Source organism: Nocardia alni (assembly GCF_019038435.1).
In the GTDB taxonomy this organism is placed as follows: Bacteria; Actinomycetota; Actinomycetes; order Mycobacteriales; family Mycobacteriaceae; genus Nocardia; species Nocardia alni.
In genome coordinates this window covers 1-12,437 of the sequence record NZ_JAGPOX010000212.1, presented here as the reverse complement: position 1 = coordinate 12,437, position 12,437 = coordinate 1, and the positions used below count along the sequence as shown (strand labels likewise).

The following is a 12,437-nucleotide window of genomic DNA, read 5'->3' as shown; positions in this document are numbered from 1 at the left end:
TCCAAGGTCGACCGATTCTACGACTCGCAACTGCGGCGTCCGCTCGACCAGCACTTCGCCACCCGTGAAGACAAACACGCGCAGATGGCCAAGGTCCTGTTCGACGGGATGCACGCGACGAATCCGAAAACCGGGGAACGGGAATGGCTGCCCGGGGCGTTCGTCACCGACGCCGAGGGCAAACTCGTCCAGCAAGGCTCCCCGCAACTGGCGGTGTCGATGGATAACGCCGACGTCGAACGACTGGCGGCCGCGCTGCGCACCGAAGCCGACGCCCGCGGGGTCAAGGTCGAATTCGCCCAGATCGACGTCGCCTGGATGGATTCGCACGGCAGCAAGGAAAAAGCCCAGGACGAGCTGCAAAAGATCCTCGATGGCGGCGGCGGCTTGGGCAAGATCATCATCGGCAACAAGGTCCTCAGTCGCGGGGTCGATATCAGCCCCTCCAAACAAGCCAAGAACATCGCCCGGACCATGGCCGACCGCGGAGACGACCTGTCGGCCGTCACCGACGCCAAAGCCGTCGACGGGCTGCAAGTCCGCATCGATGGCGGCCCGGCCTACTCGGACCGGGTCAACCACCAGGTCGAAACCCGCGCCGCCCGCAGCGGCGACCCGAAGGGCAGCCGCGAAGACGGCGGCACCCCCGGCAGCGCCATCCACTTCATCTCCCCCGAGGACTACCGCAGCACCGCACCCAACGCCCGTGTCAAGACGTTCGTCACCAAATACCAGCAGGCCGCGACCGAGCATCGCGAAGCCACCGAGGCCCACGAACGCGACGACAACCAGGACAACACAACACGCCTGCAACAGGCCACCGACGAGTTCGCCGCGGCCGAGGACGACCTGCGCACCGAGGCCACCCCGATGCAGAAGGCCACCGTCGAGCAACAAACCCTCAACGCACGACGCGCCAACCAGGACGTATACGACTCCCAGGCACCGCCGCTGGACGACCACACCGAACGCCCCGCCATACCCCCACCCAGATCGACCGAAACACCCTCCGACGACTCGGACGAGGCACTCGCCGACCACCAGACCCCGGCCGTCGCGGAGAACAATCCCCGAACCTCGCCGCCGCCGACACCGTCGCGCGAATCGACAACCTCACGTCTGAGCCCGGCCACCGACGGCAGCAGCGGCGGCACCGATGTGCACACGCCCCCGCCACAGCGGCCCGACTCGATATTCGCACCGACGCCGACCGGACAGGCGCCCGGATCGCACCCATCGGCGTTCGGACCGCAGCGAAACCTCCCGTCCAGCGCTTCCGTCCTCGGCACCCCACCCGAGACTTCCACCTCCCGACCGGAACAGGGCCCGGGTCCGCTCTCCGATACAGGGGGCCGAACCGGCATCAGCACCGGCGACGGTAGTCACCAGGCCAGTACTGGCCGCGAATCGGCACCCACCGTCACGCGCCCCACCACGTCCGCACAGATCCCCTCGACGTCGGCCGTCACCTCCGGATCCGACACCCCGCTCCCGGTGGTGCAGCCCGGACAGGATGGGGCCGGATCGTCGACAACGCCGGCCAGTGCCACGAACCCGTCCGCCGACGATTCGACCTCGACGCCGCCGCAGAACCGCCCGCAGCCGCAGCCGATCGATGAACTTCCGGCATCGGTGTCCCGGATCGATCGGCGGCACGAACCCTCGCCCTCCAGGATGCAGCGGCTGTTCCAATCGATCGCGCCCGGTACACCGAAGGCGATCGTCGACGGCCGCCGACAGGATGTGCGCACCGAGTCCTCGTATCCGGCCCAGACCATGCGCAACCCCTCCCTGCAGCTCAGTGGTCACGAGAACAAATGGGACCTGTGGGTCCGCCCCGAACACCGTGCGGCAACGGTCGCCGGTCAGGTGGTAGGCCGGTTCGGCGGCTGGCTGGCCATGCACTGGCTGCTCAACGGATCCCCCGGGCAACGCGGATTCGACTACACGAAACTCACACCCGCACAACGCCAGGAAGCGATCGACACGATCATCGGTCTGCGTGCCGGCAGCGAGGGGCAGACCGCGGACCAGTGGATCCGCTGGGCGCAACTGAGCCTGGGCGAGAGCGCCAGGCAGGGACTCCCGAAGTCCACCGATCTTCGGAATCTGCCGAGCAACGCGCGAGTATGGATGTTCGATCCCGGCAATTTCCGCGCGCTGGCGGTGCGGCGCATCGGCGATTCGGACAACTTCCACGTCTACGATCCCGACACCGGCCGGGCCGAGCAGTCGGACCGGACGACGCTGAATCGGATCGTGCGCGACCTCGGCATCACCAATATGGTGGTCCTCGACCCCGCGAACCAGTCGCTGGCGCCCGGTCGGATGCCGATGGCCGGCGCGGTCGACGCCGCGACCGACACACCGCCGAACTACGGGGCATCGCACGCACCCGTCGACGAGACATCCGAGCACCACACACCGGAACTCGAGAATCCGCCCGGCTACGACACGGCGCAGCTGGCCGCCTACGCAGCGGCCAACTGCGCCGTCGTGTCGCTGGATCTGTTGTCCGCGTTCACCGGCAGACCTCGCCCACTGGTGCCCGAGGAGCTGACCGGTGTCACGGGGATGCCGACCGACGCGCTCCAGACCTACGCGGGTGCGTCGTTGCTGAAGTTCGGCGATCACTCCGAGATCGCCGCGGAGTTCGATGCGCTCGGTACAGGCGCGGTAGCTCTGGTGGTCGATGTCTATCGGGGTCCGGCGAACGCCAACGGCGTCGGCGCGCACGCGTACCTTCTGCGTAAGGAGGGCGCCGACGTCGTCGCGGTGCACGATTCGGCCGACCCCGCCACCCGCGTCTTCCCGCCCCGGGTGGCGCGCGATCTCGCGGGCACGTACGCGGTGCTCTTCGCTGCCGACGGCGCACCGGCGGTGATCGTCCCCCGCTCACCGGGCCAGTTGCCCGCAATGACCAGGGTCGGTGCGAGCCCCACCGCGCAAACACCACAGCCCCAGCAAGACATCCCCGACATCATCTTCACCCCTCCCTCGGACGGGTCGCGCTCTCCCAGCCCGGATACCGTCGCCCAGGACAGCGAAACCGAGGAACCGGACCTGCCGGCCGCTCTCCCCGCCGCCGGAACCAGCCGCTCTCCAGGGGGCGTCCAGGACCCCGTCATTCGGGGCGAGAACGTCGAGGGTGAATACGCCGGCGACGAACAGGCGGACCGCGAAGACGAGGGACTGCCAGACGATACCGGCACGCACCTCAGTCTTCTGGAGTCACCGGATCCCATCGGGACGGCATCCGAGACAGACCGGCCATACGCCAGCGAACAGCACACCGATGACGAGAGCGAGGAGCTGGACCACGGGCTGGACGACGATTTCATCGACGGTCTCCGGGACCTCGCCGAGAACGAGCCCGTCTACTTCCACAACCCCGTTCGCAACGAGGATTACGTCTACGACCCGGCCATCGATGACGTCTACCCGGCGGGGTCCGCCCGCGGCGATGAAGCCGACGACGAACTGGAGTACACCGACGACGAACGAACCCCGAACATCCCTGGCATCCCCGGCATCGTCGTCACCTCTGACGACCAGGACGACACCCCGATACGGGACGAGGCCTACTTCCGCGCCCACCGCGACGAACTCGGCGACCAGGACCAGTACTATTTCGACCGGGAATCGGGCCTGCCCTACATCTACAACCCGCTCACCGACGAGTCCTACCAGGACCCGACATTCATATACGGGGGCCCGGACTCGGAGAGCGAATACCCCGAGGCACAGTGGATCGACCCGACCAGCGAGGACCTCTCGGCTCGTCCGAAGATACCGGTGGCTCGTCCGATGACACCAGTAGATCGCCCGAAGACACCGGTGGACTCGTCCGCACTCGACCCCGATACGCCTGTGCGAAGGTCCGCACGAGACGCGAGAAGACCGAGAGCGGGATCCACGACATCCAGGCTCTCCGAGGCCGAGGCCGAGGCCCCGAAGCCCGGATCCCCGAAGGGCAAGTCTCCCAAGGGCAAGTCCCCGAAGAGCGGGCGGCCCAGAGCCGGGTCCACGACATCCAGGCTCTCCGCGGACTCCAGGCTGACCGAGGACAGGCGGTCGGCGGGTTCCAAGCGAACCGACATATCCAAGGCGAGCTCGAAGCCCGTCCTGGAGACTCAAAGAGACGAGGAAGAATACGACTACCCGTCGGATGCCGCCATCTACCCCTCGGACGAGGCGGAGGCCGTCTACAGCAGCGACGGCGCGGATGACTCGTCGAAGGGACACCTGAGGTCCGGGAGCAAATCCACCCTGTCCTCGGGTCCGCCGCCGGGTCTCAGTCCTACGGTCCGGCAATTCGGTACCGAGCGCAATGGCACCAAGGACCTGATACATCTCGAGCCGATCCCGGAGGGGACGATCGAGTGGCTTCGTGAGCGGGTCATCGCCAGGCTGCACAGGACCATGGGCGTGGACCGGAAATTCCAGGCCGCGGTCGAGAAGCAGCTGACCTCTCGTTTGGGGTCCAGGGAATGGGCCCGTGTGCTGAGCAGGTCGGGCCTCGCGTTGAACGTGAAGTACCGGGGGCGGGCGTATCCGATCTCGTTGCGTCTCAACTTGATCAACCCACGCCAGGCGCCCGATCCGATCGCGCGAGTGGGCGACGATATGGCGGTCAGCCAGCAGCGGTGGACCTACGGGGGCGCCGAGACCAGTGCGACCGCCACCCAGCACGATCAGCGGTCGGCGTCGTATGCGTACACCCACCAGTGGGATGTCGACAAGGGCAAGCTGGTGTCGGTGAGCCTGACACCGCAGGGCGCCATCACCTACAACCAGCTCTCGACCGCGACGAACATTTTCCAGACGGTGCAGTCGATCATCAAGAAGCGCAGCACGGGCGCGTCGCTACCGTACGACTACGAGATGCGGTGGGAGCTGCGGGTCAACCACGACGGTATCGGGGATGTGCTCTCACCCACCGTGCCGACGAACCACTGGGAGCCCATCGGCGGGCATACGCCGCCGCCGGCGCCCGTGAGCACACCGGAGTCCGGCAGCGAGCACGCGCCCGCGAGCACGCCCGAACCGGACCGGTTGCGGGCCTGGTTCCCGAAATACATGGCCGAGATCCAGGAGCTGCCGAAGGTCGTCGAGGGAGATCCGGCGACCACTCCGACGCCGTTCCACCGCGCCGAGGACGACTCGAAGAAACCGGGCGACCAGAAAGACCAGAGCGAGCAGAACGACCAGGGCGAGTCGAGTAAATCGGACAAGCCGGAATCGGACAAGCCGGAGCCGCAGATCTCCCTGGAGCAGGTCCCCCTCTACGGTCCGCTGGATATCCCGAACCCCGATCAGATCATGGCCGATCTGATGGACAGCTTCGGCACCGAGATCGCAGGCATATCCGAGGCATCCGTGGAAGAGTTCCGCGACGCCATCAGCGAAGGCAACTTCCGCGGCAACATCCCACTGAAGCACGGTGGTTCGGCGGGTTCCCCGACTCAGCACACGAACTCCGGTAAGGCGCGGGGGTACTTCAAGTTCGAGGTCCCCGATTTCCAGGGCGGGGACCGGCTCACCGGCGCCACCATGAAGAACGGCTCGCGGCTCGAGTACAACGTGTTGCGGGCGGTGCGCACGCAACACACCAGCACGTTCACCAACTCGCTCGCCGGTTCCGTCGCACTCGCGCTGGGTTTCGCCAAGGGCCCCTCGGACAAGGTGACCGGCTACGCACCCGTCGGGGGGACGCTGACCCCGATCAGAGCGGGGTTGTCGAATCAGAACACCCAGTCGCTGAGCTATGGCATCCGGGCCTACACCTCGCGTGCGCTGCGCCTGGTCCACGATCTGCTGCACACCACCCCCACGATGCGGCTGCGTGTCACCTACATCCGCCCCGACGGCCGGCCGGTCCAGCCCAGACCGGGGTCGGCGCTGGACGGTGGCAAAGACTATCCGATCAACATGCTGGTCCCGCCCGTGAGCGCCATGGGCCGCAAGCCCCGCGAGGGCGAAGAGCTGTATCTGCCTGCAGGGCTGGTGCATCTGAAGGAAATCCCGCTGACCGTCACCCCGCTGCAGGTGAAGATCCCGGACGATATGTTCACCCCGCTCGAGCAGTTCCTGCGCGATCGGGGGTTCCTCCCGCCCGACGTCGCCGCGCCGGGCGTGCTGGACAAGGTGACCCAGGATGCCACCGATACCGCGCGGCTGAACAACGTCCGCGCGCTCGATCAGTTGCGCAGCCGGATGGGCAAGCTGTCCACCGCGGACGAGATGGTCCAGGGCGAAATCATCGACGGGGAGATCCATGGCGGCACCATGGTCACGTTCGAAAAACCCACCGTTGGCGGGGAAACCGAACGCGTGTCGATCAAGCTGCTCGCCGCACGCCGCTACGACCCCGTGGCGGGGGAGGCCGATCCACACCTGGGCGTGACCCACGACTGGGTGCTGGACAAGGTCCAGACGATGAACTACACCGGCGTGGTCATGCCCGGCGGTGAATCGTCCTCCAGCACACCGTGGGCGAAGAGCATCGGCGCGGCCTTCTCGGTGACCAACCCGTTCGACAAGGACGGCAGCCAGGTGCTGTCGAGCATCAACCCGTCCTACACCTATACCCGCGGCCATACCGAGTCCGACGCGTTCGCCGCGGGCTTCGGCGAGGAGAACTACACCTTCAGCCCGGGTCCGAAGGCCGCCAAGCCCGGGATCCAGGTGTTCACCATCCCCACCGACAACTGGATGCAGATCAGCCACAGCCACGGTGACGGACTGGCCCCGATCCACCGGGAGGGCGAACTGCATGTGGCCGTCCCGACCTACCTCACCACCGAGGCGAAGAACGGCACACCGCCCCCGGCGCCACTGCCACCCGAGCCCACCGTCCGCGACCTGGCCGACCCGGACGACATCCACCACCCGGACGTAGGGGACTTGGCGCTGCCCTCCAAGGGCCGTTCAGTCGAGTACGGGATCGTCAAACTCCCCCGCTCCGCGGTCGTCGCCCGCCACAACACCAGCAAAACACTCATCCGGGTCGTGAACGAACTGATTCGCGAGAGCGAGCTGGTCGGCTCCGAACTCGCGGAACTCCCCAAAATCCCGGGCGCCTTCCCGGTGGACGAGGATGACCACACCGATACATCGCCGGCAACCGATACACCGGCGGAAACGGATGTGTCGCCGGGCGGAAAGGGTAAGGACAAGTACAGACTCTCGTTCTGGAGACCCGAGTGGTCGAAAGGCCGCTCGGCCCCGCCGTCGACCGGGGCGGTTCAGGCGGAATCGCTTGGTCCGGACGATGCGAGTCCCGACGAGCAGGAACCGGCGTCCCAGCCGACGACACCCCAGCCGCACGACACCCCCCTCGGCACGGAAGAGCCGACGTCCCCCACGATCGTCCCGTTCGATCCCGAGGGGCATGGGCGGGAAATCGCCCCGCCCGACCACCCGGAGCTGGTTTCCGCCACGGATCTCGCGGCGCAGCAGGACACTGCCGCCTCGGATCTCCTCGTCGAGTCGGACCCCGCGCAGAACACCTCTGCCGTAGAGGACGGCGACGATCCCGCGGCGGCCCCGCGGGGCGAGGCCGCCGCCGAGTCGCGGACGTGGGGGCGCTGGATCCTGGACAAGGCCGCCGGCGTCGGAAAATGGGTGTGGCGTACCGGTTTCGGTGAGCGGACCTCGCATCCGGCGTCGATGGGCCATGCCGTCGTGCAGACCGCCCTGTCGCCGCACCACATGAGTGCGCTGGCGCCGCTGATCTTCCGCGACTCCTACGAGTTCAGCGTCGAAACCCCCGGCGGTGTCGCGGGCGCCGATTACGGCGTCACGATCAAGGGCATCCTGGACCAGGCGGAGGTCCTGGACCCGGTGCCGATCGACACCGAGCACTGGCTCGAATCGGCCAATTCCTCCTCGAAATCCACGACCGATCAGAACAGTCACCAGTTCGCCGGCAGCGTGGCCGGCCGCTACGGCAGCACCACCGACCCGAACTGGAACCCGACCGGCAGCTACGCGCACAACTGGTCCAACGCCAAGCAGGTCACCGCCGCCGACGCGACCGATACCCTGCGCGTGACCTCCGACTACGGTGGCACCACCCACCGGATCCGGTTGCGCGCCCGCTACATCGTCACGGTCAAGGCCGGTACCCGCAACCTCGCGAGCGGCCTGGCACTGCGCGGCCCGCACCACAGCCGCTCCCGGGTGATCACCGCGCCGGAAGCGGTCGAGATCTTCCTGACGGACAACGACCTGCACGCCAACCCCGACCTGAAGAACCTGGTCGAGCAGGCATACCAGAAGCGCGGCGTCGACGTCGAAATGGCCAAGGAAAAGCCCGCGAATCGCAAACTGGCCGACGTATTCATCGGCAAGAAAACCAGCAAGGATACAGCCGGGAAAACGCCCGACAACAAAACAACCGACAACAAGACCGACGACACGAAAGCCGGCACGAGAGCCGAAGAGATACCCCTCGACGAGAACAACGTGCTCGGTTTCGCCGTGATGACCGAGTCCGATTTCGACAAAGGCCGCAGCGCCCTGCAGAATGCCACGATCGATCTGGTGGAGAAGGCATCTCCCGGCGCCACCAAGGAGGGCTCGTCGAACCACCACCCCGGCCTGCTGGAACGTATCAACCAGCAGACCACCAGTTTCGGCACCCGCACCCTGCCCAACGCCGGCTCCGCGGGCAAGCTCCCGATCCACTTCATCGACCGCTCGATCTGGGGTTTTCCCCGCTTGGTCGAGATCGGCTTCAGCGTCCGTCCGCACCCCGACGAGGACCTCGACACGGTGCGCGGCAAACTGGTCCCCGCCACCGCCGCGCTGGACAACGTGTACGGCCACTCCCGCGCCGACGGCAACGCCCTGCTCGAGCCCGGCGCCACCAGCATCACCACCACGCGATCCAGCGCACATCAGCTGACCTTCACCCCCACCGGACAGGTCAATGGCGAACGTCCGGCGTTCGCGGTCGGCATCCAGCGACAGGGCAACCACAGCAATACCATCACCGCGACCAATGACGACCGGGCCTGGGAACGCAGTAACGACGGCGTCGAATTCAAACTCCGCACCCAGTACGTGGTCACGGTCAGTTGGCGGCCCTGGAGCGCGGCGCTGTCGTCATATCTGGTGGAAAAGATCGGCAGCGGCTTGTCTGTGGTCGGACGGCTGCTCCTGAAGGCAGGACGGTACACGAACGTCCTGTCGGAACTGGATCCCGCGGACATACCGACACCGGTCGCCCACTCCGACCAGGGCACCCTCGACGCCACGTCCTACTTGCGTTTCCACAGCGCCGATACCGACGAGGCGCCTGTGCCCACCACCGGCACCGAGACCACCAGTGCCGACGCGATCGCCGCGGCGATCGCCGAGGCGGCATCCGAGCCCAAGCCCTCGCACTCCACGCCGTTCACCTACGAAGCCGACCCGACCGTCTCACGCCCGGCTTCCACGGACGGCTCCTCCACACACAGTCTCCCCGAGGGCAGTGTCGCCATCGACATGGCAACGCCGCAGGAGCACGCCGAGCACGAATACGAGCAAGCCCTGGCGCGATACCGGAAAGACGCGAAGGAACACGCACACAACCTGCTCGACGGGCCGACCTGGCAGCCCACCAGGCCGATCGCGATCTACAACTTCGACGGGATGGCGGAGTTCGGCAAGGCGCTGCTGGCCGTGGATCCCTCGCTGGACGCCAACGACCAGACCCGCACGGCCGAGGGCATGTTCGTCCGCCTGGCCACACTCACCGAGAACAACAAAGACACCGTCCTGGGACCCGCGGGCACCGCCCCGTTCCTGAACCTCGACAGCATCGACAAGAGCACCCTGCCCACCCCGCAAAGCCACCCCTCCGGTCACCGGGTCACCGAAACGTCCGTCCAGATCACCCTGTTCTCACCCCGCGTGGAGGAAACCAGTAACACCACCGCCATCGACCGCTTCCAATTCGCGAACCGCGGCACCCAGAGCCACTCCGACAACACTCGCAACATCAACCCGAACTTCGGGCTCAACTCGCCCTACACCGCCGATGGCGACAACCGCGGCGTCTGGACCATCCCCCTGCTGGGTCAGGTCGCCGGTCAAGGCAAGACCACCGATATCCTCAGTGTCGCGCGCAACCTGCTGCGATGGGGTACCCCCGCGCTGAACCCCCAGGGCCAGGGCGCCGTGGGGCATCGCATCCGCGCGGTCGGCCTCATCAAGATCACCGGCCCCAAGGGCACCGTCTGGGTCTCCGGCGACGTCGTGTTCCGCACCACCGAAACCGGCTTCGTAGCCCCCGACTTCGACGCGCCCGTGCCCCCCGAACGGGCCGACGGCGCCTCGGACGACTGGTCCGCCCAATCCATCCGCTCCTCGGAATCGGCTCCGGAGCCCCTGGAGTCCGTCGTCTCCTCCGAAGCGGATCTGCCCACATACGACCTGCCCGAACCACCGCCTGGCACACCCCCGGCCAAGAAACCGGTCACCAGCGCCAGTACGACGACTCGGTCCGAACAGGCTCACACCGACGAGGAACCGGTGATCGGTACCGGCGCCCCCTCGGAACAAGGTCAGCCCACGGACCTGGGCGAACAGCCGGACCGGGCACAGGAACTCACCGACGACCAACGCAAGCAGTGGAACGAACTGCTCACGAGTGCGGAACAGGAGTCCGCCGACGACAGACTGCAGACGCTGGAGAATTGGCGAGGAAACCTCGGGGAGGCCGAGAAGCCGCCCGACGAGCCACTTCGGATATCGACAACCGGCCTGGCAAGCGACGACGCCTCGGACAAATCCCCCACCGGCATCGTCGCGCACAAGCCGCCGGCCGAAGGCGAACCGATCGCCACCCGGGCCTCCACACCCAAGGAACTCGGCGACACATCGCTCGAGGCACAGGCCATTGCCACGGCACAGGCCATCGTCAAGCCTCCCCCGTCCACCGGCACCGTCGAACACGCGCCACTGTCCGAACAGCCGCAGCAAGAACTCACCCCCACCCAGATCGAGGAGTTGCAAAAACAATTTGCGGGCATGGCGAAAGAGTCCGCCGGCGACAGGCTGCAAGACTGGCAGCAGCGCCTCAAAGAGGCAGAGAATCCGCTCGAGGAGACACCGCACACCGAAGACCTCGCGAGCACCAGCGCCGAACACTCGCGGTCGGCCGAGCCCGCAACCGCTGTGGTGCGAGAAGGCGAACGTGCGCGGGTGTCGCCCGCGCTGCGAGCACAAGGCCCGCGAGCGGCTGTCGTGGGTCGGATGCGCGCACCGGAAGGGCATGCGTGGGAGTCCATGTACCCCGACGGGGATTGCTACATGTACGCCCTCGAACGCATCATCAACTGGGACAACCCGCCCGCGACACCGGCCGACATGAACGACCGGATCCGCGTCATACGCAACGACATCGCCGACGAGCTCATCAACAATATCGACGACTACATCGAGCAATTCGAAGCCGTCATCGGCACCAGAGGATTTCTCGACCCCGGGGAACGGCGCGCCCTTCTCACCGCACGGCGCAAGGGCAGGCTCCGGGCCGAGTTCCTCCGGCAGGCCGGGCAGATACGGAACCGATGGGTCTGGAGAAACGCGATCAGCCATCTGGTCCCCGAGGCCAGCGTCAGGCCGATCCTCAACCGCCACAGGCTCGTGCTGCGCCTGGTCATCCGGGAGTACGCGGATACCGCCGGAGTCATCATCGGCCCGGGTGCCACGGCCCAGCCCGACGCCACGATCCTGCAGTACGGGAGCCACTTCCACCTGGCCATACCGGCCGAGGATCACGCCCCGGAGTTGACGCCCCGGCCACCGATCAGCACGCAGCAGGGCACACACCCGCCCGCCAGAGACTGGAACGAGTTCACCGGCGTGCTCGGCGGCGAGGATGCCGACGAGTACAGCCCGAGCGCGTTCGCCAAGTCCGCCACGGGCGACCATCCGGTCGTGGTGCTGGGCGACAACGACGGCGCACGGTACGTCTGGGTGCCGCCCGACAGCTCATCGGACGGTCGAATGCACGACGCGGCCAACAATCCGGTGTCGGCGACCCTGAATCAACTCCTCGCGGACCCGGCGATCACCGTCGTCCGCGTCCCCCGCCGATCCGCATCGCCCGAGCGGGCCGGGTCGCCGGAACTGTCCGAGACCTCCGACCCGTCGGCGCAACTCAGCGACGACGTGTCCGACTCCGTCGTGTCCCGCTCCGCTGTCGGCACCGCCGTGTTCGCCGCTCGCTCCGACCACGCATCGGTGCACGGCGCCGAAGACCAGCAACAGCCCGCGCTCATCCAACCGCAACGCCCGACGGAACCGGCTGGCCTCATCGGCCATCTGGACCAGGCCTTCGGCGACCCACGCCTCGAAACGGCGTTCGCCGTACCGGATCCACGCACCGCCACACACCGGGATGCCGCCCCCTCGATCTCCGACGGCAGCACCCCCACCCC

1 pseudogene is annotated in these 12,437 nt (G+C 67.1%); it reads left to right on the top strand.

The window, feature by feature from the left end:
* Positions 1–12,437: pseudogene (locus JZ791_RS41270) on the top strand (hypothetical protein); the annotation flags it as partial.